This window comes from Spirillospora sp. NPDC046719, assembly GCF_040645715.1.
In the GTDB taxonomy this organism is placed as follows: domain Bacteria; phylum Actinomycetota; class Actinomycetes; order Streptosporangiales; family Streptosporangiaceae; genus Spirillospora.
Genome location: NZ_JBEYYT010000055.1, coordinates 1 through 22,464, shown reverse-complemented (window position 1 = coordinate 22,464; position 22,464 = coordinate 1). Strand labels below are relative to the sequence as shown.

Genomic DNA, 22,464 nt, shown 5'->3' with positions numbered 1-22,464 from the left:
TGTCCGCCGGCGGCGGCGGTCGTCGGCCGGTCCCCCGGGTCAGCGGGCGCCGGGCCAGGGGCCCGGCGGGGTGTGGTCGAAGGTGCCGGTGGCCACGGTGACGTCGTAGACGCGGAAGCCGCGGGCCTGGTAGTTCTTCAGCGCGGCGGGGTGGTCGTTGGAGCTGGTGGTGAGCCGGACGCGGCGGGTGGGCTTGCGGTCGTCCCAGCGGGTGGCGAGGTCCCAGGCGCGGGCGGCGGCGACGCTGAGCAGGTGGCCGCCGATGCCCTGGCCGGTGAAGGCGGGCAGCAGCCCGAAGCAGGTGATCTCGACGAGGCCGTCCGGCTGCGGGTCGAGTTCGGCGTAGCCGGCGGGGGTGCCGCGGACGTGCGCGACCCAGGTCTCCACGCCGGGGCGCGACAGCCAGTTGAGCCACTGGTCGTAGGTCCAGGCGAGCCGGTCCGTCCAGTAGTGGCCGCCGCCGACCGCGGTGTACAGGTAGCGGCTCAGCTCGGGGCTGGGCAGCTCGGCGCGGGCGATGGCGACGGGGACGTCCGGCACCCGGGCGGGCCGCAGCTCGGCGGGGCCGAGCTGCTCCAGGTGCCAGTCGGTGACCTCGATCTGCCGGGTCGGCATGGGAACCCCCGTACGCGCGACGCCGCCGCGCCTCCGGCGGACACCGGAGGCGCGGCGGGCGAATGTTCGCGGATCAGGCTATCGGTCGCGCGGTGGGCGGAATCGGGTAGGGCAGGGCGGTGTGGCCGGTGAGGAACCGGTCCACGCCGTGCGCGGCGGCGCGTCCCTCGGCGATCGCCCAGACGATCAGGGACTGGCCGCGGCCCATGTCGCCGGCCGCGTACACCCCGTCCACCGAGGTCCGGTAGTCGCGGTCGCGGACGACGTTGCCGCGCTGGTCCAGCTCGACGCCGAGCTGGTCCAGCAGGCCCTCGCGCTGCGGGCCGAGGAAGCCCATCGCGAGGGTGACGAGCTGCGCCGGGATCTCCCGCTCGGTGCCCTCGACCGGCTTGAAGCCGGTGTCGGGGCCGCCGACCTCGACGATCCGCAGCGCCCGCACGTTGCCGTCCTCGTCGCCGACGAACTCGGTGGTGGACACCGCGTACAGCCGGTCGCCGCCCATGCCGGCGAGCTCCTCGTGGGCGCTCTCCATCTTGAACAGCATCGGGTACGTCGGCCACGGCTGGGCGCCGGTGCGCTCCTCCGGCGGCCGCGGCATGATCTCCAGCTGGGTGACCGAGGCGGCGCCCTGCCGGATCGCGGTGCCGACGCAGTCGGCACCGGTGTCGCCGCCGCCGATCACGACGACGTGCTTGCCCGCGGCGTCGATCGGGGACTTGTCGAAGTCGCCCTCCTGCACCTTGTTGGACGGCGGCAGGTACTCCATCGCCTGGTGGACGCCCTTGAGCTCCCGCCCGGGGATGGGCAGGTCGCGCCAGACGGTGGCGCCGCCCGCGAGGACGACGGCGTCGTAGCGCTCGCGCAGCTCGGCGGCGGTGATGTCGACGCCGACGTTCACCGAGGTCTTGAAGGAGGTGCCCTCGGCGCGCATCTGGGCGAGGCGCCGGTCGAGGTGCCGCTTCTCCATCTTGAACTCGGGGATGCCGTAGCGCAGCAGGCCGCCGATCCGGTCGGCGCGCTCGTACACGGTGACGTCGTGCCCGGCGCGGGTGAGCTGCTGGGCGGCGGCGAGCCCGGACGGGCCGGAGCCGACCACGGCGACCCTCTTGCCGGTCTTCACCGCGGGCGGCTGCGGCCGCACCCAGCCCTCGGCGAACGCCCGGTCGATGATCTCGACCTCGACCCGCTTGATGGCGACCGGGTCCTGGTTGATGCCGAGGACGCAGGCGCTCTCGCACGGGGCGGGGCACAGCCTCCCGGTGAACTCCGGGAAGTTGTTGGTGGCGTGGAGCCGCTCGATCGCCTCGTGCCAGTCCTTGCGGTAGACGAGGTCGTTCCACTCGGGGATGAGGTTGCCGAGCGGGCAGCCCTGGTGGCAGAACGGGATGCCGCAGTCCATGCAGCGGCTGGCCTGCTTCTCCAGCCGGTCGTTGCCGAAGCTCTCGTAGACCTCCGACCAGCTCCTGATCCGGACGTCCACCGGGCGGCGCTTCGGGAGCTCCCGCGGGACGGTCAGGAAACCCTTCGGGTCAGCCATGTGGGAATCCCCCTCTCTCAGCCCTGGGCCGCGGCCATGACGGCCTCGTCGACGTCGCGTCCCTGCGCCTCGGCCTCGGCCATCGCCTCCAGGACGCGCCGGTAGTCGCGCGGCATGATCTTGGTGAAGCGGGTCGCGGCGGCGTTCCAGTCCGCGAGCAGCCGCTCGGCGACGGCCGAGCCGGTCTCGGCGAGGTGCCGTTCGACCAGGCCCTTGACGAACGCCTCGTCGCCCTCGTTCAGGGGTTCCAGGTCGACCATCTCGCGGTTGACGCGGTCGGCCACCAGGTCCAGAACGTAGGCGATGCCGCCGGACATTCCGGCCGCGATGTTGCGTCCGGTGCGGCCGAGGATGACGGCGCGGCCGCCGGTCATGTACTCGCAGGCGTGGTCGCCGACGCCCTCGACGACGGCGGTGGCGCCGGAGTTGCGGACGCAGAACCGCTCCCCGACGACACCGCGGGCGAACAGCTCGCCCGAGGTGGCGCCGTACAGGATCACGTTGCCGCCGATGATCTGCTCCTCGGCGGCGAACGCGGCGTCCGCGGGGGGACGCAGCGTGAGCCGCCCGCCGGACAGGCCCTTGCCGACGTAGTCGTTGGCGTCGCCGACCAGCCGCAGCGTGATGCCGCGCGGGACGAACGCGCCGAACGAGTTGCCGGCGGAGCCGGTGAAGGTGACGTCGACGGTGTCGTCGGGCAGGCCCGCGCCGCCCCACTTCTTGGTCACCTCGTGGCCGAGCATGGTGCCGACGGTCCGGTTGACGTTGCGGATCGGCAGGTCGAGGGTGACCTTGTCGCCGTACGCGAGGGCGCCCTCGGCGAGCTGGATGAGGGTGTTGTCGAGCGCCTTCTCCAGCCCGTGGTCCTGCGCGGCGACGCGGCGCGGCGCGTCCCCGTACGGGGTCTCGGGCGCGTGCAGCACCGGCGCGAGGTCCAGCCCGGACGCCTTCCAGTGCTCGATGGCCTCCCGGGTGTCGATCATGTCGACGTGCCCGATCGCCTCGTCCAGCGTCCGGAACCCGAGGGCGGCGAGGTACTCGCGGACCTCCTCGGCGATGAACTCGAAGAAGTTCACCACGAACTCCGGCTTGCCGGAGAACCGCTCGCGCAGCACCGGGTTCTGGGTGGCGACGCCGACCGGGCAGGTGTCGAGGTGGCAGACCCGCATCATGATGCAGCCCGACACCACCAGCGGCGCGGTCGCGAAGCCGTACTCCTCGGCGCCGAGGAGCGCGGCGATGACGACGTCCCGGCCGGTCTTCATCTGCCCGTCGGTCTGCACGACGATGCGGTCGCGCAGGCCGTTCAGCATCAGCGTCTGCTGGGTCTCGGCGAGGCCGAGCTCCCAGGGCGCGCCGGCGTGCTTCAGCGACGTCAGCGGGGACGCGCCGGTGCCGCCGTCGTGCCCGGAGATCAGCACCACGTCGGCGTGCGCCTTGGACACCCCGGCCGCGACCGTGCCGACCCCGACCTCGGCGACGAGCTTGACATGCACGCGCGCCGCCGGGTTGGCGTTCTTCAGGTCGTGGATGAGCTGGGCGAGGTCCTCGATCGAGTAGATGTCGTGGTGCGGCGGCGGCGAGATGAGGCCGACGCCGGGCGTGGAGTGCCGGGTCTTGGCGATCCACGGGTACACCTTGTGGCCGGGCAGCTGCCCGCCCTCGCCGGGCTTGGCGCCCTGCGCCATCTTGATCTGGATGTCGTCGGCGTTGGTGAGGTACTCCGACGTCACGCCGAACCGGCCGGACGCGACCTGCTTGATCGCGCTGCGGCGCAGGTCGCCGTTGGCGTCCGGGGTGAACCGGACCGGGTCCTCGCCGCCCTCGCCGGTGTTGGACTTGCCGCCGAGCCGGTTCATCGCGATCGCGAGGGTCTCGTGCGCCTCCGCGGAGATGGAGCCGTACGACATCGCGCCGGTGGAGAACCGCTTGACGATCTCCGATACCGGTTCGACCTCCTCGATCGGCACCGGCGGCCGCGCGCCCTCCTTGAGCTTGAACAGCCCGCGCAGGGTCATCAGCTTCTGCGACTGCGAGTCGACCTTGGAGGTGTACTCCTTGAAGATCTCGTAGCGGCGGGTGCGGGTGGCGTGCTGCAGCTTGAACACCGTGTCCGGGTTGAACAGGTGCGGCTCGCCCTCGCGGCGCCACTGGTACTCGCCGCCGATCTCCAGCGTGCGGTGCGCGGCCTCGTTCCCGCCCGGCGGGTAGGCGCGGGCGTGCCGCTCGGCGACCTCGCGGGCCAGCACGTCGAAGCCGACGCCGCCGAGCCGGGAGGTGGTGCCGGTGAAGCAGCGGGACACGACCCGCTCGCCGAGCCCGATCGCCTCGAAGATCTGCGCGCCGGTGTAGGACGCGACCGTGGACACGCCCATCTTCGACATGATCTTCAGGACGCCCTTGCCGTACGCCTTCACGAGGTTGCGCACGGCCTTGCCGGCCTCGACGCCCGGCAGGCCGCCGCCGCGGATCATGTCCTCGACGGTCTCGATCGCCAGGTACGGGTTGATCGCGGACGCGCCGTACCCGATCAGCAGCGCCATGTGGTGGCACTCGCGGGCCTCGCCGGTCTCGATCACCAGGCCGACCTGGGTGCGGGTCTTCTCCCGGATCAGGTGGTGGTGGACGGAGCCGGTGAGCAGCAGCGCCGGGATCGCGGCGCGGGCCGAGTCGGCGCCGCGGTCCGACAGCACGATGATCCGCGCGCCGGCCTCGATGGCCCGGCTCACCTCGGAGTTGATCTCCTCGAGGCGGGTCTCCAGGGCCTCGCCGCCGCCGGCGACCTCGTACAGGCCGTGCACGACGTGGGCCTGCAGGTGCGGCAGGGACCCCTCGTCGTCGATGTGGATGATCTTGGACAGTTCGTCGTTGTCCAGGATCGGGGTGGGCAGCACGAGCCGCCGGCACGAGTCCGGGCCGGGCTCCAGGAGGTTGCCCTCCGGGCCGAGCGTGGACTGCAGCGAGGTGACGAGCTCCTCGCGGATGGCGTCCAGCGGCGGGTTCGTGACCTGCGCGAACAGCTGCTTGAAGTAGTCGAACAGCAGCCGCGGGCGCTCCGACAGCACCGCGATCGGGGTGTCGGTGCCCATCGACCCGATCGGCTCGGCGCCGGTCCGCGCCATCGGGCCGAGGATGATCCGCTGCTCCTCCAGGGTGTACCCGAAGGTCTGCTGCCGCTTGACGAGGGTGTCGTGCGTCGGGATCTCCCGCTCGCGCTGCGGCAGCTCCTCGAACCGGACCAGGCCCTCGTGCAGCCACTGCGCGTACGGGTGCTCGGCGGCCAGCTCCGCCTTGACCTCGTCGTCCTCGACGATCCGCCCGGCCTCGGTGTCGACCAGGAAGATCTTGCCGGGCTGCAGGCGGCCCTTGCGGACCACCTTGTCCGCCGGGATGTCGAGCACGCCGGCCTCGCTGGCCAGCACGACCAGGCCGTCGTCGGTCACCCAGTAGCGGCCGGGGCGCAGCCCGTTGCGGTCCAGCACCGCGCCGACGACGGTGCCGTCGGTGAAGCTGACGCTGGCGGGGCCGTCCCACGCCTCCATCAGGGTGGAGTGGAACTCGTAGAACGCGCGGCGTTCGGCGTCCATCTCGGCGTGGTTCTCCCACGCCTCCGGGATCATCATCAGCACCGCGTGCGGCAGCGACCGGCCGCCGAGGTGCAGCAGCTCCAGGCACTCGTCGAACGAGGCGGTGTCGGACGCCTCGATGTCGATCACCGGGAAGATCCGGGAGATGTCGCCGGGGATCAGGTCGGACTTCAGCAGCGCCTCGCGGGCCCGCATCCAGTTCCGGTTGCCCCGGACGGTGTTGATCTCGCCGTTGTGCGCGATGAACCGGTACGGGTGCGCCAGCTCCCACGCCGGGAACGTGTTGGTCGAGAACCGCGAGTGCACCAGCGCGATCGCGCTGCTGAACCGGCGGTCCGACAGGTCGGGGAAGAACGGCTCCAGCTGCGGGGTCGTCAGCATCCCCTTGTAGACGATCGTCCGGCTGGACAGGCTCGGGAAGTACACCCGGACGTCCTGCTCGGCGCGCTCGCGCATGCAGAACACGGCGCGGTCCAGCTCCAGGCCGGTCTTGCCCGCGTGCGGGCCGCCGGCGGCGGGCGCGACGAACAGCTGCGCGAAGTGCGGCATGACCCGGCGGGCGGCCGGGCCGGTGAACGCTGGGTCGTGCGGGAGCTCGCGCCAGCCGAGCACCGTCAGGTGCTCCTCGGCGCACAGCGTCTCGATGTGCGCGACCGCGGCGGCGCGCTCCTCGGCGTCCGCGGGGAGGAACGCGATGCCGGCCGCGTAGGCGCCGGCCTCGGGCAGCGCGAAGCCGCACTCCTCGCGGAAGAACGCGTCCGGGATCTGGACGAGGATGCCGACGCCGTCGCCGTCGTCCGGCTCCGCGCCCACGGCCCCGCGATGGTCCAGGTTCTTCAGGACGGTCAGGGCGTTCTGGGCGATGTCGTGGCTCTTGCGGCCGTGCAGGTCGGCCACCATGCCGACGCCGCAGGCGTCGTGCTCGTTCGCCGGGTCGTAGAGCCCCTGGGGTCCGGGGCGGCCCGGTGTGAGGGCAGCAGCAGCCATCAACCCTCCCGTCGTCGTCGGTGTGTCACTGCTTCGTGTCAGTGCAGTCCGGGACGACGTTGGCCCTGCTGCGGTGAGATGACATTACATCACTGCCGGGATCATGCCCGACTCGACCAGATCGCGAAACTTCTCCGGGGCGATCGGCTGCGCGTCATCTCCGAGTGGTTTAGACCAGGCTACCGGGTCGTGAAAGTTGCATAACGCCCTGACCTGGTGAGGATCATCACCGGGCGGGGAGGTTTACGGAGCGGAGAACGCAACACGGCTGAAACACGCGCGGGTACCCGGGTGATTCCCGGGCGCGGCCGGCACGGCGCCACGGCTCCCGCTCAGTGGGACACCGCGGCTCGGTGAGCGGCCGCTCAGTGGGTCGCCGCGGCGGCGCGGCCCAGCACCGACGGCGCCTTCCCGCCCTCGATCAGCAGCGACAGCAGGTTGCCGTCCGACGCGTCGCCCTTGCCGTCCAGGCGCTGCGCCCACGACACCACCGCGTAGTGGCCCATCGCCAGGCCCCGCGCCATCCCGAAGCCCTGCCCGAACCGGTCCAGCGGCGCGGGCGCCGGCAGCGGCACCACGAACCCGCCGCCGAGCGTGTGGTCCAGCAGGCCGACGAACCGGTCGGCGTCCGCCGAGGACGCCAGGTTGAACACCGCGACGGCCAGCCCGTACCCGTGCCGGCCGTCGGCGTAGATGTCCCGAGCGGCCTGCGTGCAGCCGCCGCGCGCGAGGTCGGCGGCCACGGACTGCCCCCACACCGCGGCGGTGCAGTCGCCGTCGAGCTTCTTGGCCTGCAGCGTGAGCCGGAGCTTCGTGCCGTCCACCGTCAGCTTCGCGGACGACGACGGGAACGCCTCCGCGCTCGTCAGCGGCTTGGCGTCGGTCTTCCGGGACGCGATGCCCGCGTACGCGGAGGACGACGGCGAACTCGAGTAGGACTCGGGCGAGCTGCCGTTGCCCGCCGCCGTGCCCGCCGGCTTGCCGGGCGCGCCGCCGGCCGCGCCGCCGCCGCCCTTACTGCCGTCGCCGCCGCCGCTCAGCGCCACGGCCGCGATCAGCCCGATCACCACCAGCACGGCGAGGCCCGCGGCGGCACCGAAGTAGAGCTTCGCTCCGGGAGCGGCCTTCCCGCCCCCCGCACCCTTCCCGCCCCCCGCACCCTTGGCGCCCGCCGTGCCCTTGCCGCCCGCCGTGCCCCGGCGGCGCGGCATCCCGGGCCTGCCGGACCCGCCGGTCCCGCCGGGGCGCCGGGCCTTCTTGGGCCTGCGAGGTCTGGCCGGGGCGTTCGGCGCCTCGTCCAGCACGGGCGCCTCGGCGCCGTGAGAGGCGTCCTGGTACGCGGGATCCCCCTGGTAGGGGTCGCCTTCGGGGTAGCCCTGCTCTACGTAGGGCGGTTCCTCGTAGGACGCTTGCTGCGCATAGGCCGGATCGGTATAGGCCGGATCCGTATAGGGCTGATCCGCGTAGGCCGGGTCGGCGTAGGGCTGATCCCCGTAAGGCTGATCCCCGTACGGCTCGTCCGCGTAGGGCTGCTCGGTGGGCGGCTGCTCGGGAGGACCGGCGTGGCCCTGGGCGCCTCGGCGGCGGCCTCCGGAACGTTCCTGCCGGGCGCCGCCGTCGCGCGGCGAGCCGATCCGGCGGGGCCCGCCCGTCCGGCCCTGGCCCCTGCGCGGGGCGGGCTGGCGGCGGCCTGAGCGGCTCGCCGGCGCGCGCCTCGGGCGGCCGCCGGAGCGGCCGCGGTCATCGGGTTCCACGGCGGCGGGGACTACTGCGGCCCGGGGCGCACGCTACGACGCCCCGTTCCCGGCCAGGTCGAGCCGCTGGTAGAGGAAGTCCCCGGCGTTCTCGACGACCAGGCTGACGTCGATCATCTCGTTCAGCGAGTCGGGGCGCGCCCCGCCCGCGCGCTCCACCCACGTCACCATGGCGTAGTGCCCGTAGACGCTGGCGTAGGCGGCGGTGAACCCCGGCCCGAACGTCGCGACGCCCTTGGGCTGCAGCGGCGTCAGCCATCCCGCGCCGGTCGCCCGGTCGAGGTCGCGCAGCACCTGGGCGGAGCCGTCCTGGCTCGCCAGGTTCACGACCATGAACTGGCCGACGTACTTCTTGTCCGGGCTCACGTAGGCGGCGCGGACCACCTGGGAGCAGCCGTACTTGGCGAGATCGCCCTGCAGCCGCGCGCCCCAGCTCGCGCTCTTGCAGTCCGAGGTCAGGTCGGAGGCGGCGAGCGTCATCGTGTACTTGCCCTGCTTCAGGGTCTTGGAGTCCGCCGAGAACGCCTCGCCCTCCGTGATCGGACGCTTGTCGGCGGTGCGCTGGGCGATCTTGGCGAACCCGTCGCCGCTGAAGTCGGGCGTGTAGGCGGTCGGCATCGCCTTCTCGGCGGGCTTGTCGTCGCCGCCTCCGCCGCCGAGGACGACCACGGCGACGACCGCGATCACGACGACGGCGACCACGGCGGCCGCCCCTCCGTACAGCAGCTTGGGGTTCGGAACGTTCCGGCGGGGCTTGTCCTCCGGCCAGAAGTCCTTCCCTGCGCCGTCGCGTCCGGCCGCGGGGGAACCAGTGTCACGGGCCTCGATCACGCCCCGGAGCTTAGCGGTCCGGCCGCACCCGCCGCGCCCAAAAGGGCGATTCATCCGCATTCGTTGTGCAGCCGGCGGCCCGCGGGCGCTCGCACCGCGCCGGGACCGCCGGGATCACAGCCCGTTGGTGCCGATGAGCGCGCCGACGCCGTAGGTGATCGCGGCGGCCGCCGCGCCGAACAGCAGTTGGCGCGCCCCGCCGAACCACCACGCCCGCGTCGTCACCCGCGACACCAGCGCGCCGGCGGCGAACAGCCCGAGCGCCGCCACCGCGGCCGCCGGCCACAGCGTGGACGCGCCCAGCAGGTACGGCAGCACCGGCAGCAGCGCCCCGACCGCGAACGACAGGAACGACGAGCCCGCCGCCAGCAGCGGCGACGGCAGGTCCCCCGGGGACACCCCGAGCTCCTCCTTGGAGTGCACCTCCAGGGCCCCCTCGGGGTTGCGCGACAGCTGCCGCGCCACCTCCGCGGCGGTCTCCGGGTCGACGCCGCGCGCCTCGAAGACCCCGGCCAGCTCGCGCTGCTCGGCCACCGGGTTGCGGGCCAGCTCCAGCCGCTCGATCTCGATCTCGGCGAGCGCCAGCTCCGACTGGGACGCGACGGAGATGTACTCCCCCGCCGCCATCGAGAACGCGCCCGCCGCCAGGCCCGCGAGGCCCGCCAGCAGCACGATCTTCGGGTCCTGGCGGCCGCCCGCGATCCCGGCGATCAGCGCGAAGTTGGAGACCAGGCCGTCCATCGCGCCGAACACCGCGGGCCGCAGCCAGCCGCCGCTGACGTCGCGGTGCTGGTGGTGCAGTTCCGGTGTCTGGCCGGACTTCTCCCCGGTCATCTCCCCCGTACCGGACATCGTGTCGTCCTACTTCCCGTCCTTGACGGGCTCTCCCTTCCCTGCCCGCTCGGCAGCGGCGGGGGCACCGTCCGGTTCATTCTCCCTGCTCACGACGGTGGCCGCGACGCCGGGTCCCGGTTCGGGCTCCGGAGCGGAGGCCGGCTCGGGCGCGGGTTCCGGCCGGGGCTCCGCCGCCGCCTCCGGGCGCTCAGCGGGCTCCTCCGCCGCCTCGGGGGCCGGTTCCGCCTCCGAGGTCCCGGCGGCGTCCGCGGGGGCCTCCTCGGCGGGCTGCGCGTCCTCCACGGCGTCCGCGGATCGGTCCGCGTCTTCCAGCTCCGCCGCCTCGCCCTCGGCGGACGCGGGCTCGGCCTCCTCGGCCTCGGCCTTCTCGGGCGCGGCCTCGGCCTCCTCGGGCACGGCCTTCTCGGACTCGGCCTTCTCTGGGGCGGGCTCCTCGGCGTCCTGGCCGGCCGCCTCCGCGGCCGCCTCGTCCGCCGTTCCGCCGGCCTCCTCGGCCTTCGGGTCCTCGTCCTCGGCGGCATCCTCCGCCGGCCGGTCCTTCGCGGGCCCGTCCTTCGACGGCTCGTCCTTCGCGGGCGCGTCGCCGGCCGGCGCGTCCACCGCGGCGTCAGCGGTGTCACCGGCCGGTGCGGCGGCCCCCGGCGCGTGCCCGACGACGGCCTCGGGGCCGGTCTTGTTGCGCGCCAGGTACAGGTAGGCGGCGGCACAAAGGAAGACCACGATCGAGGTGTAGTCGTTCAGCCGCAGGCCGAGGAAGTGGTGCGCGTCGTCGATGCGCAGCGCCTCGATCCAGCCGCGACCCACCGTGTAGGCGGCGACGTACAGCGCGAACGCCCGGCCGTGGGTGAGCTTGTAGCGGCGGTCGGCCCAGATGATCAGGATCGCGACGCCGATGCACCACAGCGACTCGTACAGGAACGTCGGGTGGTAGGTGCCGATGTTCTCGTACTTGGGGTCCAGGGCGGGGCCGTCGCCGAGCGTCGGGCGGTGGCTCGGGTCGATCTTCAGGGCCCAGAAGGTGTGCAGCGGCTTGCCGTACAGCTCCTGGTTCCAGTAGTTGCCCCAGCGGCCGATCGCCTGCGCGAGGACGATCCCGGGCGCGCAGGCGTCGGCGAGCGCGAGGATCGAGATGCCGCGCCGCCGGCAGCCGATGTACGCGCCGACCGCGCCGAGCGCGATGGCGCCCCAGATCCCGAGGCCGCCCTTCCAGATCTCCAGGGCCCGGACCGGGTCGCCGCCGCTGCCGAAGTACCGCTGCGCGTCCGTGACCACGTGGTAGAGGCGGCCGCCGACCAGGCCGAACGGCACCGCCCAGACGGCCACGTCGATGATCGTGCCGGGGGCGCCGCCCTTGGCCGCCCAGCGTCGCTCGCCGACCCAGACCGCGGCGACGATGCCGAGAATGATCATGATCGCGTAGGCACGGAGCGGGATGGGTCCGAGGTGCCAGACGCCCTGCGACGGGCTCGGGATGAAGGCGACCGGGTGCATGACCGTTGACGTTACCGCCTCCGGCGGCATGGGACGGAAACGTCCGCGTCACCGACAGCCGATCGCCGCGCTACGGACACCGGTACGAGACCATGCGGGGCGCGCCTCAGCCCTGCCCGGGGGCCTCCCCGGCGGACCGCGGGGTGCCGGAGCCCGCCTTGGCGATGGTCTTCTGCAGGGCGTCCGGAGAGGCGAGGGCGTCGTTGCCGAGCTGCTTGCCGTTGAGCGCGAGGTACGGGGTCGCGGTCACGCCCGCCTTGCCGGCGAAGGCGGTGGCCTGGTCGACCTGGCCGATCTTCTGGGAGCCGTTCACGCACGCGGCGAACGAGGGGTCGGTGACGCCGAGCTGCCCCGCCCACTTGATCAGGTCCGCGTTGGCGAAGCCCTTGTCGCCCTCGGGCGGCTGCTCGTCGTACAGCTTGTCGTGGTACTTCACCCAGTGGTCGGCGGGCATGCAGGCGGCGGCGTTGGCGGCGCGCCGCGAGTTGGACATCAGCGGGTCCTGCTGGAACAGCTGGAACGGCCGGTAGACGACCTTGACGCGGCCCTCGGCGGCGAGCTTCTTCATCGTGCCGCCGACGCGGGCCTCCATCGCCTTGCAGGCCGGGCACTGGAAGTCCTCGAAGACGTCCAGGACGGGCGTGGTGACGCCCGGGTTCGCCATGGCGACCGAGCCGTCCTGCTGCCGGGTCGCCGGCGCGATCGGGCCGGTGTACTTCACGGCGGACGGGCCGCCGCCCCCGTTGTTCCCCACCGCGACGACGACGATGACGACCACGACGGCCGCCGCGGCCACCGCGGCCAGCACGACCACGAGCAGCCGCTTGCGCCGCTGCCGCGCCGCCGTCCGCCGCCGCTCCTCCGCGAGCCGGTCCCGCGCGGAACGCTCCCTGTCGGCCTTGCTCATCGATCCCCCAACGGCCGTGACGATGTGTTACCGAGCACGTCTGAGCGTAGTGGGGAGGGGCGTCCCGCGCGGTGAGGCCGCACGGAGGGTTCAGCTGTTCGGGCGGTGGACGGGACGGTGGACGGCGCGATGGACGGGGTGGCGGACGGTCACTTCCCGGCCGCGCCGCCGGCGGCGGTGACCGCGGCCTTCAGGCCGTCGGGGGTGAAGACGACGTTGGTGTCGAGCTTGCGCCCGTCGAGGAAGACCGTCGGCGTGCTGTCGACCCCGCGGGTCTGCAGCGCGTAGTTGGTCATCGTGTCGACCTGGGACTTCTTCTGCTCGTCCTTGACGCACTTCTCGAAGTTCGCGTCGGAGACCCCGATGTCCTTGCCCCACTTGACCAGGTCCTTCGGCGAGAAGCCCTTCGTGCCCTCGGCCGGCTGGAAGCGGAACAGCGCGTCGTGGTAGGAGATCCACTTGTCGGCGGGGACGCACAGCGCGGCCTCGGCGGAGCGCAGCGAGTTCGTCTTGACCGGGTCGGGGCTGTTGCCGAACAGGTGGAACGGCCGGTAGACGACCTTCACCTTGCCCTCGGCGGCGAGCTGCTCGACGGTCGAGCCGGTGTTCTTCTCGAACTCCTTGCAGTTCGGGCACTGGAAGTCCTCGAAGATCTCCAGTTCCGGCTTGGTGACGCCCGCCTTGGCCATCACGATCGAGCCGTCGGCCTGGCGGCTGAGGGGGGCCAGCGCGCCCTTGTGCACCTCGGCGCGGCCGTTCTTGTTCTTGTGGTCGATGACGAGGACGGTCGCCACCACGATCACCGCAACCGCGACCACCGACCCGATGACGATGGACAGCAGGCGCCGCTGCTTGGCCCGCGCCGCCTGCCGCCGCCGCTCGGCGGCCAGGCGCTCTCTCGCGGACCGCTCCCGTGCGGCCTTGCTCATTGGGACTCCTAGGAATGGGGGCCGCGCGTGCTGCGTGCGGCGCGGGTCCGGCGGGACTAGTCGACCTGACCGATCCGCCGGAACTCGTCGAACAGAACGAGAACGAAGAGCAGGATAGTGATGGCGTGGACCCCGCTGCACCACAGGCAGATCTTGTGCAGCACCGCCAGCTCGACCGTCACCAGGTAGACGACGAAGAGCACGCCCACCGACACCGCCGCCAGCCGCGCCCAGCGCAGCTGCGGCCACGGCGAGCGCAGCGCCCAGGGGGTGATCAGCGCGGCGAACCCGACGAAGAACGCGAGCCCGTACAGCGGCATGGGGATGCCGAGGAGCTCGGAGTACTCGCTGGTGGTGACCGCGTGGCAGTCCACCGTGCTGGTGGCCGAGCACACCAGCGCGCCCTGGTCGTAGTGCGTGATCGTCAGGTAGACGGAGATGCCGAGCCCGGCGAGGGTCAGCAGCCAGGCGAGGGCCTGGTACCACGCGGCCGGGACGGGCGCCGCCGCCGTCGCGCGTTCCCGCGCCGTCATCTCTTGCGTCATCGTGGATCCTTCCGGGACGGCCTCCGCCGGCGAAAACACCTTACGGGAGCGGGAGGCCGTCTCAAGCATGAACCGGACGGCGGTGACGGGGAGTTCCCGGAACGAGGTAAAACGTCCGCGGAGACGGGCTCGGGCCCGTTTCCGCGGACGTTCTCGATGATCGTTCTCCGGAGGGCGGTTCAGCGGCCCTTGCGGACGCCCTCGGCCAGTTCCCCGGTGAGGGCGCGGACGCCGGCGAGGCCGGTGGCGAGGTCCGGGGCGTCCAGCAGCCGGCGGATGAACGCCGAGCCGACGATCACGCCGTCGGCGAAGCCGGCGACCTCGGCGGCCTGCGCGCCGTTGCCGACCCCGAGCCCGAGCCCGACCGGCAGGTCCCGGCCGGACCGGCCGATGATCTCCCGGGTGCGCTCGACGAGCCGCGGCGCGCCGGTGTCGACGGCGTTGCGGGCGCCGGTGACGCCCATCAGCGACGCCGCGTAGACGAACCCGCGGCACTGCGCGGTGATGGCCTCGATGCGCGCGTCGGTGGAGCTGAGCGCGACGAGGAACACCCGGTCGAGGCCGTGCTCGTCGGCGGCCTCGAGCCACTCGCCGCCCTCCTCGGGCGTGAGGTCGGGGGTGATCAGCCCGGCGCCGCCGGCGCTCGCGAGGTCGCGGGCGAACGCGCCGACGCCGTGCCGGTCCACGGGGTTCCAGTACGTCATGACCAGCGTCGGGACGCCGGTGGCGGCGACGGCCTCGACGGTGCGGAACACGTCGGCGACGCGGACGCCCCCGACGAGGGCCCGGTGGACGGCGTCCTGGATGGTGGGGCCGTCCATCATCGGGTCGGTGTAGGGCAGCCCGATCTCGATGACGTCGCAGCCGGCGTCGACCATGGTCTTCGCGGCCTCGATCGCGCCGTCGAAGGACGGGAAGCCGGCCGGCAGGTAGCCGACGAGCGCGGCGCGGTTCTCGGCTTTGGCCTTGTCGTAGGCGTCCTTGACGGTCACTGCGCCTCCCCCTCGGGCATCAGGCCGAAGAAGGACGCGGCCGTGTGCATGTCCTTGTCGCCGCGGCCGGACAGGCACACCGCGATGACGGCGTCCGGGCCCAGCTCCCTGCCGACCTTGAGCGCGCCGGCCAGCGCGTGCGCGGACTCGATCGCCGGGATGATGCCCTCGGTGCGGCACAGCAGCGAGAACGCCTCCATCGCCTCGGCGTCGGTGATCTCGCGGTACTCGGCGCGGCCGGAGTCGTGCAGCCAGGAGTGCTCGGGGCCGACGCCGGGGTAGTCGAGGCCGGCGGAGATCGAGTGGGTCTCGAGGGTCTGGCCGTCGTCGTCCTGCAGCAGGTAGGTGCGCATGCCGTGGATGACGCCGAGGGAACCGCCGACGAGCGTCGCGGCGTGCTTGCCGGACGCGACGCCGTCGCCGCCCGCCTCGAACCCGTACAGCCGGACCGACTCGTCCGGGACGAAGGCGTGGAACATGCCGATGGCGTTGGAGCCGCCGCCGACGCACGCGACGACCGCGTCCGGCAGGGCGCCGGTCAGCTCGAGGCACTGCCGCCGCGCCTCCACGCCGATGATCCGCTGGAAGTCGCGGACCATCATCGGGAACGGGTGCGGGCCCATCACCGAGCCGATGCAGTAGTGGGTGTCCTCGACGCTCGCGACCCAGTCGCGGAACGCCTCGTTGCAGGCGTCCTTGAGGGTGCGGCTGCCGGTCCGCACCGGGACGACCTCGGCGCCGAGCATCCGCATCCGCGCGACGTTGAGGGCCTGCCGCTCGGTGTCGACCTCGCCCATGTAGACGGTGCAGTCGAGGCCGAGCAGGGCCGCGGCGGTGGCGGTCGCGACGCCGTGCTGGCCGGCGCCGGTCTCGGCGATCACCCGGGTCTTGCCCATCCGCCGGGTGAGCAGCGCCTGCCCGAGCACGTTGTTGATCTTGTGGGAGCCGGTGTGGTTGAGGTCCTCGCGCTTCAGCAGCACGCGGGCGCCGCCCGCGTGCTCGGCGAAGCGCTTCGCCTCGGTCAGCAGGCTCGGCCGGCCCGCGTAGTTGGCGAGCAGGTCGTCCAGCTCGGCGGTGAAGGCCGGGTCCTTCTTGGCGGTCTCGAACTCGCGGGTCAGCTCGTCCAGGGCCGCCATCAGCGCCTCGGGGGCGAACCGGCCGCCGAAGCGGCCGAAATGGCCGGTGGCGTCGGGCACGGCGGCAGCGCGCGCCGCACTGTCGATGGTCATGGGAAAACGCGTCCTGTCATGCGTAAGGGGCCTGCGTCGGACAGTCTCAGTGAGATGCGGCGAGGCCCCGCCATCGCTCGTGGAGCGGCTCTGCGGGCATGACCGTAGCGTACCGAGTTCCCACCGGCACCGGTCAGCCGCTCTGCCGCAGCGCCGGGTGCGCGCCGGCCGCGACCAGGTCGGCGACCGCGGTCCGCGGGTCGCGCCCGATGACCAGGCTCTCCCCCACCAGCACCGCGTCCGCGCCGCTGGAGGCGTAGGCGAGCAGGTCGTGCGGGCCCCGCACGCCGGACTCGGCGATCCTCACGACGGGCTTGGGGATCGCGGGCGCGACGCGGGCGAAGACGCCCCGGTCGACCTTCAGGGTGCGCAGGTCGCGCGCGTTCACGCCGATGACCTTGGCGCCCGCGTCCACCGCGCGGGCGGCCTCCTCCTCGGTGTGCACCTCGACGAGCGGGAGCAGCCCGATCGACTCGGCCCGCTCGACCAGCGACACGAGCGCGTCCTGCTCCAGCGCCGCGACGATCAGCAGCGCCATGTCGGCGCCGTACGCGCGCGCCTCCCACAGCTGGTAGGAGGTGACGATGAAGTCCTTGCGCAGGACGGAGACGTCGACGTTGGCGCGGACGTCCGCGAGGTCCTGCAGGCTGCCGCCGAAGCGGCGCCGCTCGGTCAGCACGCTGATCACCTTCGCGCCGCCGGCCTCGTAGTCGCGGGCGAGGGCGGCGGGGTCGGCGATCGCGGCGAGCGCGCCCTTGGACGGGCTGCTGCGCTTGACCTCGGCGATGACCGACACGCCGGGCCCGCGCAGCGCGCCGAGGGCGTCGCGGGGGGCCGGGGCGGCGGCGGCCTTCTCCTTCAGCGCGCCGAGCGGCACCTCCCGCTGCCGTTCGGCGAGATCGGCCCGGACGCCGTCGATGATCTCGTCCAAGACGCTCAAGTGGTAGGCCCCCTATTTCAGGTCGATCCGTGCACCGATCGTAGCCGCCCCCGCCGACGGTCCTCGCACCCGGGAGGGGTCCGGGACGTCCGCGGGGCGCGGCGGTCCCGCGGTCCGCGGCGCCGCCCGCGGGTCAGGGCGCCAGGGCGTGCGCGAACGGCAGGTTCCGCACGATCCAGTAGACGGCCACGACGCCGACGAAGGAGTACACCGCGACCGGCCGGAACAGCGCCGACCACATCGGCCGGCCCCGGACGCTCAGCACCGTCCAGCGGACGTACAGGTAGCCGAGGACGGGCAGCAGCAGGAACAGCAGCGGGTTGAACCCGAACGCGGTGCCGACGTGCCCGTGGGCGAGCGCGTTGACCAGCCGCATAGCGCCGCAGCCCGGGCAGTAGTAGCCGGTCATGGCGAGGAACGGGCAGGTGGGGTAGTGGCCGGGCCGATTCGGGTCGACGACCGCGACCAGCGCCGTCGCCGCGGCGGCCCCGGCCAGGACGATCCCGTGCGGCATCAGCGCCCGCACCGGGCTCTTGCGCTCGCCTCCACCGGCCGGGTGGGGATGCGCGTGGACGGCGGGACGGCTCACGCCCCCACCATAAGGCCGCTCCGCCGGAAGTCCGCTATGCGTCGAGCACGTATCCCACGCCGCGGACGGTGCGGATGGGGTTGTCGTGGCCGAGCTTGGCGCGGAGCTGGGCGACGTGGACGTCGACGGTGCGGCTGCCCGCGCCGGCGCCGGGGCCCCAGGCGGCGTCGAGGAGCTGCTCGCGGGTGAAGACGCGGCCGGGGTTGGCCATGAGGAACGCGAGGAGGTCGAACTCGGTGACGGTGAGCGCGACGCGGTGGTCGCTCACGGCGGCGGTGCGGCGGTCGGGGTCGAGGGCGACGGGCCCGGCGCGCAGCGGCCCGGGGGCGGGCAGGGGGCCGCGGCGGCGCAGCGCGTCGGCGACGGCGGCGACCAGCACGCGGGGCCCGAAGGGCCGCTCCACGCGGTGCTCGCCGAGGTGCCGGGCGATCGCCGGGTCGAGGGGGCCGGTGAGGGCGACGACGGGCGCGGGGAGGGCCGCCTCGGCGACGCGGCGGTACAGGTCGGCGGGCAGCGCGCTGGCGGACAGGTCGAGGACGACGACGTCGGGGCGGGCGCGTTCGGCGGCGGCGGGCGCGCGGCTCGGGTCGGCCTCGATCCGCACCTCGTAGCCCTCGCGGGCCAGGTAGCGGCGCTGGAGTTCGGCGACGGCGGGATCGTGCTCGGCGACCAGGACCAGGCCGTCGGCGGTCACGGCCGGCCGTTCCGGGGGGCGGCGGGGTCACCGGCCTTCCGGGCGTCCGGTCCCCCGGCCGCCGGGCGTCCGGGCTCCTCCTCGGACGGCTCCCGGGCCGCGTCGCGGGCGGTCGGGTCCTCGCCGCGGTCGAGGGACTTCCACAGCGCGGACGGGTCCTGCTCGGGGGCGCCGGACGCGGCGTCCTTCCGGGGGGCGGGGCGGGACGCGGGGGCGCCGTCCCGCTCGTAGCGGGCGGACATGCCCGGCCAGCGGGCGCCGCGGGCCGCCGCGACCAGGCCGCCGGCGACGAGGAGGACGCCGCCGGTGACCGACGCCATCCACCACAGGTTCACGTCCAGCGCGGGGTGCGCGCCGATCTTCAGCAGGGCGCTCTTGTCGCCGGCGACCGACAGCACGTGGGCGCGCTGGACGGCGGCGGCGGAGCCGTAGACGACGCCGGCGCCGAACAGGGCGATGAGGACGCCGACGCAGGACCGGACGCGGCCGCGGGTGGCGAACAGGGCGGCGAGCCCGGCGAGCCCGGCCCAGGCGAGCGCGGTCGCGGTGCCGCCGAGGTCGTGGCCGGTCAGGTGCTGGGAGAACGGCGTGATGGCGTCCTCGGCCTTGACGGTGGCCCAGGGGCGGCCGCCGGCGAGCAGGGCCAGGCCCGCCCCGGCGGCGCACAGCAGCGCGGTGAGGCCGCGCTCACGCCCGGGGGTCATGAGCGCGCGTCAGGGCGTTCCCCGACCACGGCGTCGAGCACGTCGGCGTCCCAGCAGGTGCGGTCGCCGGTGTGGCAGGCCGCGCCGACCTGGTCCACCTTGACCAGGATCGCGTCGGCGTCGCAGTCGAGCGCGACGGACTTGACCCACTGCTGGTGGCCGGAGGTCTCGCCCTTCACCCAGTACTCCCGGCGGCTGCGCGACCAGTAGGTGCAGCGGCCGGTGGTGAGGGTGCGGTGCAGGGCCTCGTCGTCCATCCAGCCGAGCATGAGCACCTCGCCGGTGTCGTACTGCTGCGCGATCGCGGGCACCAGGCCGTTGGCGTCGCGCTTCAGCCGCTCGGCGATCTTGGGGTCCAGATTGGACGAGGGAACGGACATGACGTCCATTGTGCCGGGTGGTTCCCGGTACCCGCGACGGACCCGGCGGCGCCGGGCGCGGCCCCCCGCCGCGGGACACGAAAGGGCCCGCCCTCCCCTGCCGGGGAGACCGGGCCCAGACGTACGACTGCGGGTCTTACAGGGGGACGACCTGGTCGGCCTGGGGACCCCGGTTACCCTGCGTCACCTCGAACTGGACGCGCTGGTTCTCGTCCAGCGTGCGGTACCCGGAGGACTGGATCGCCGAGTAGTGCACGAAGACGTCCGGCCCGCCGCCGTCCACGGCGATGAAGCCGAAGCCCTTCTCGGCGTTGAACCACTTCACGGTGCCCTGCTGGGGCATGTCTTTCTCCTTGCGGCAAAACACGGGCCCACACCTCGCGGGCCCGGCGCGGTCGCTGCGGAACGCTCTCGCCCCCGGTACGGTCCCGGAAAAGCCAAAACGCCCGCTGCCATCAGTCCGCGGGCGTCTGGACAAACGATCGAGAACCACGACTGCAACCGACCGCACCACCGTATCACCGGTTCCGCGTAAAACGCAGGAGCGGGAAGGCTTGCGTTTCGCCTCTCAGCGAACCCTGCCGTTACCTGCCCGTTAAAGACTCCAACCGGTCTCGGTCAGGGTCTTGACAGAGTCCGTGGGCCCGGTGAGGCGGACCTTCGCGACGTCGGTACGGCCGAGCGCCCACAGGACCAGTTCCCCGACGGGCCCGTGCACCCGCACGGGGCCCGAGCCGCCGCCGCCCCCGCTCCGGCCCCGTCCGCGGGCTCCGCCGGAGACCCGGGCGCTCCTCCCGTCGGGCCGCACCAGCGTTACCTCGACGTGAACTTTTCTTAGGACAAAGCGGGCAATTTTTATCCGTCTCCAGAGAAGTTCCTCGAGTTCACCGGACAGGTCCCTGGGCTCCCAGTCCGGCCCGGCCCGGCGGATGTCCTCATGGTGAACAAAGAACTCGACACCGTTGGCAGTTTTGTCCACGCCCGGAACCGCGTACGGCGAGAACTTCGGCGGACCCTGCCGAAACCGTTCCACCAGGCGGTCGAACGGCACGGCCCGCGCGGTGCGGCGCCGGACGCGCTCGGTGTAGAAGGCCAGCGGGGGCAGCAGTATTCCGGGCGCGGCGTCCGGCCGCCCCTCCCGGACGACCAGGTGCGCGGCCAGGTCGCGGGCGTCCCAGCCGCCGCACCTGGTGGGCGCGTCGGCGCCCGCCTCGGCCAGGGCGCCGGCCAGCAGGCCGCGCTCGCGCCGGACGGGGTCGTCCTCGGGCGTGCTCATCGGATGATCGTAGGCCGCGGGAGCCGGGGCGGGAATAAGCGTCAGGGCCGCATGGTAGGGACTAGTCAGGCCCGCGGAACCCCCACATCCCCACACGCAGGGGGCATCACCGCGGGTCACCGTGCCGTGATCGAGGAGTAACCGTGCCGCCTGCGTCCAGACGCGTGTCCCCCCATGTCCTGCGCGAGGGACTGCGGGTGCTGTGGGTCGCCGTCCGCGCCGAGCCGCGGGTGTTCACCGTCTCGGTGATCGCCAGCGCGGTCTACGCGGCGATGACCGTCGCGACCGCCCAGGTGCTCGGCTGGGCGACCCAGACCGTCGTCCTCCCGGCGTTCCGGGAAGGGCGCACCACGGCCGGGGCGCTGTCCGGCGCCGCAGCGGCGATCATCGGGGTCGCGCTGCTGAAGTCGCTCGGCGTCGCGGGCCGCCGCTTCTACGCGGGGCTGATGCAGTACCGGATGCAGGCCGCCTACCGGCGGTCGGTGACCCGGCAGTACCTGCGGCTGCCGCTCGCCTGGCACCACCGGCACCCGACCGGGCAGCTGCTGTCCAACGCCAACGCCGACGTCGAGGCGGTGTGGGCGCCGATCGCGCCGCTGCCGATGGCCGTCGGCGTGGTGTTCATGCTGCTGATCGCCGCCGTGTCGATCCTGCTCACCGACGTCGCGATCGCCGCCGTCGGCTTCCTGATCTTCCCGGCGATCGCGCTGATCAACGTGGTGTACCAGCGCCGGCTCGCGCCCGTCGCGACCCGGGCGCAGCAGCTGCGCGCCGAGGTCAGCGAGGTCGCGCACGAGAGCTTCGAGGGCGGCCTGGTCGTCAAGACCCTCGGCCGCGAGGAGGCGGAGACCGAGCGGTTCCGGGAACGGGCGCACGAACTGCGCGACGCCAACATCGCGGTCGGCCGGATCCGCGGCCTGTTCGACCCCGTCCTGGAGGCGCTGCCGAACCTCGGCGTGCTCGCCGTCCTGCTGATCGGGTCGGTGCGGCTGGAGTCCGGCGCGATGACGGCCGGCGACCTGGTCCACGTCGCCTACCTGTTCACGCTGCTGTCGTGGCCGATCCGCGCGCTCGGCTGGGTGCTGGCGGAGGTGCCGCGCAGCGTCGTCGGCTGGCAGCGGGTCCGCGGCGTGCTGGACGCGACGGGCTCGCTGCCGTTCGGCGACGCGGCGCTCGGCGAGGACAAGGCCGCCGCGCTGGAGGTCCGCGACGTCCGGTTCGCCTACGAGGGCGCCGACGGCGACCGCGAGGTCCTGCACGACGTGTCGTTCACCGCCTCCCCCGGCCGGACCGTCGCGGTCGTCGGGCCGACCGGGTCCGGCAAGTCGACGCTCACCTCGCTGCTGGTCCGGCTCGTCGACCCGGCGGACGGGTCGGTCCTGCTGGACGGCGTGGACCTGCGGGACGTCCGCAAGGGCGGCGTCGCGGAGACCGCCGCGCTCGTCCCGCAGCAGACGTTCCTGTTCGACGACACCGTCCGCGGGAACGTGACACTCGGCCTGGACGTCCCCGACGAGCGCGTCTGGGAGGCGCTGCGGCTCGCGCAGGCCGACGGGTTCGTCGCGGCCCTCGCCGACGGCCTCGACACCCGCGTCGGCGAGCGCGGCGCGTCGCTGTCCGGC

At 73.3% G+C, this 22,464-nt stretch carries 20 protein-coding genes; 1 reads left to right on the top strand and 19 read right to left on the bottom strand.

Annotated elements, in window-relative coordinates:
- Positions 1–39: 39 nt before the first annotated feature.
- From ABZ914_RS12990 to ABZ914_RS12900, 19 genes are all read right to left on the bottom strand, one after another.
- Entirely contained in the window at positions 40–615 is a 576-nt protein-coding gene (locus ABZ914_RS12990) for a GNAT family N-acetyltransferase (RefSeq protein WP_500193146.1), read from the bottom strand.
- A 73-nt stretch (positions 616–688) separates the two neighbouring features.
- A complete protein-coding gene (locus tag ABZ914_RS12985; RefSeq protein ID WP_500193145.1) occupies positions 689–2,152 on the bottom strand; it encodes a glutamate synthase subunit beta in 1,464 nt (487 codons plus the stop codon).
- A gap of 17 nt (positions 2,153–2,169) precedes the next feature.
- Entirely contained in the window at positions 2,170–6,726 is a 4,557-nt protein-coding gene (gene gltB / locus ABZ914_RS12980; RefSeq protein ID WP_500193144.1) for a glutamate synthase large subunit, read from the bottom strand.
- A gap of 365 nt (positions 6,727–7,091) precedes the next feature.
- The gene (locus tag ABZ914_RS12975) at positions 7,092–8,480 is read right to left on the bottom strand and encodes a hypothetical protein (RefSeq protein WP_500193143.1); all 1,389 of its coding nucleotides are present in this window, start codon (positions 8,478–8,480) and stop codon (positions 7,092–7,094) included.
- A 33-nt stretch (positions 8,481–8,513) separates the two neighbouring features.
- On the bottom strand, positions 8,514–9,311 hold the full coding sequence (locus tag ABZ914_RS12970) for a hypothetical protein (RefSeq protein WP_500193142.1): 798 nt from the start codon (positions 9,309–9,311) through the stop codon (positions 8,514–8,516).
- A 114-nt stretch (positions 9,312–9,425) separates the two neighbouring features.
- On the bottom strand, positions 9,426–10,163 hold the full coding sequence (locus ABZ914_RS12965) for a VIT1/CCC1 transporter family protein (RefSeq protein WP_387030072.1): 738 nt from the start codon (positions 10,161–10,163) through the stop codon (positions 9,426–9,428).
- Positions 10,164–10,172: 9 nt separating this feature from the next.
- A complete protein-coding gene (gene lgt / locus ABZ914_RS12960; protein WP_500193141.1) occupies positions 10,173–11,657 on the bottom strand; it encodes a prolipoprotein diacylglyceryl transferase in 1,485 nt (494 codons plus the stop codon).
- A gap of 106 nt (positions 11,658–11,763) precedes the next feature.
- Entirely contained in the window at positions 11,764–12,564 is an 801-nt protein-coding gene (locus tag ABZ914_RS12955; protein WP_500193140.1) for a DsbA family protein, read from the bottom strand.
- Positions 12,565–12,713: 149 nt separating this feature from the next.
- A complete protein-coding gene (locus tag ABZ914_RS12950) occupies positions 12,714–13,493 on the bottom strand; it encodes a DsbA family protein (protein WP_433138058.1) in 780 nt (259 codons plus the stop codon).
- A 56-nt stretch (positions 13,494–13,549) separates the two neighbouring features.
- Complete coding sequence (locus ABZ914_RS12945) at positions 13,550–14,038, bottom strand: vitamin K epoxide reductase family protein (protein WP_500193139.1); 489 nt, start codon at positions 14,036–14,038, stop codon at positions 13,550–13,552.
- Positions 14,039–14,217: 179 nt separating this feature from the next.
- Positions 14,218–15,030 carry a tryptophan synthase subunit alpha gene (trpA, locus tag ABZ914_RS12940; protein ID WP_500193137.1) on the bottom strand — a complete coding sequence of 271 codons (813 nt, stop codon included), beginning with the start codon at positions 15,028–15,030 and terminating at the stop codon, positions 14,218–14,220.
- Positions 15,027–16,259, bottom strand: a complete 1,233-nt coding sequence (gene trpB / locus ABZ914_RS12935; protein WP_190862360.1) for a tryptophan synthase subunit beta — start codon at positions 16,257–16,259, stop codon at positions 15,027–15,029. The genes trpA and trpB overlap by 4 nt, the downstream gene beginning before the upstream one ends.
- Before the next feature lie 133 nt (positions 16,260–16,392).
- Entirely contained in the window at positions 16,393–17,199 is an 807-nt protein-coding gene (gene trpC / locus ABZ914_RS12930) for an indole-3-glycerol phosphate synthase TrpC (protein ID WP_500193136.1), read from the bottom strand.
- A 133-nt stretch (positions 17,200–17,332) separates the two neighbouring features.
- Positions 17,333–17,788, bottom strand: a complete 456-nt coding sequence (locus ABZ914_RS12925) for a DUF2752 domain-containing protein (protein WP_500193134.1) — start codon at positions 17,786–17,788, stop codon at positions 17,333–17,335.
- A 34-nt stretch (positions 17,789–17,822) separates the two neighbouring features.
- Positions 17,823–18,482 carry a response regulator transcription factor gene (locus ABZ914_RS12920; protein ID WP_433237793.1) on the bottom strand — a complete coding sequence of 220 codons (660 nt, stop codon included), beginning with the start codon at positions 18,480–18,482 and terminating at the stop codon, positions 17,823–17,825.
- Positions 18,479–19,186, bottom strand: coding sequence for a TIGR02234 family membrane protein (locus ABZ914_RS12915; RefSeq protein WP_500193133.1), 708 nt, complete (start codon positions 19,184–19,186; stop codon positions 18,479–18,481). The genes ABZ914_RS12920 and ABZ914_RS12915 overlap by 4 nt, the downstream gene beginning before the upstream one ends.
- A complete protein-coding gene (gene hisI, locus ABZ914_RS12910; protein WP_190862352.1) occupies positions 19,183–19,566 on the bottom strand; it encodes a phosphoribosyl-AMP cyclohydrolase in 384 nt (127 codons plus the stop codon). The genes ABZ914_RS12915 and hisI overlap by 4 nt, the downstream gene beginning before the upstream one ends.
- 136 nt (positions 19,567–19,702) lie before the next feature.
- Positions 19,703–19,909: a cold-shock protein gene (locus tag ABZ914_RS12905; RefSeq protein ID WP_018657218.1), complete on the bottom strand. Its 207-nt coding sequence runs from the start codon at positions 19,907–19,909 to the stop codon at positions 19,703–19,705.
- A 252-nt stretch (positions 19,910–20,161) separates the two neighbouring features.
- Entirely contained in the window at positions 20,162–20,842 is a 681-nt protein-coding gene (locus ABZ914_RS12900) for a TIGR03085 family metal-binding protein (protein ID WP_500193132.1), read from the bottom strand.
- Positions 20,843–20,985: 143 nt separating this feature from the next.
- Here ABZ914_RS12900 and ABZ914_RS12895 point away from each other — a divergent pair.
- A partial coding sequence (locus ABZ914_RS12895; protein ID WP_500193131.1) for an ABC transporter ATP-binding protein occupies positions 20,986–22,464 on the top strand: 1,479 nt, incomplete at its 3' end.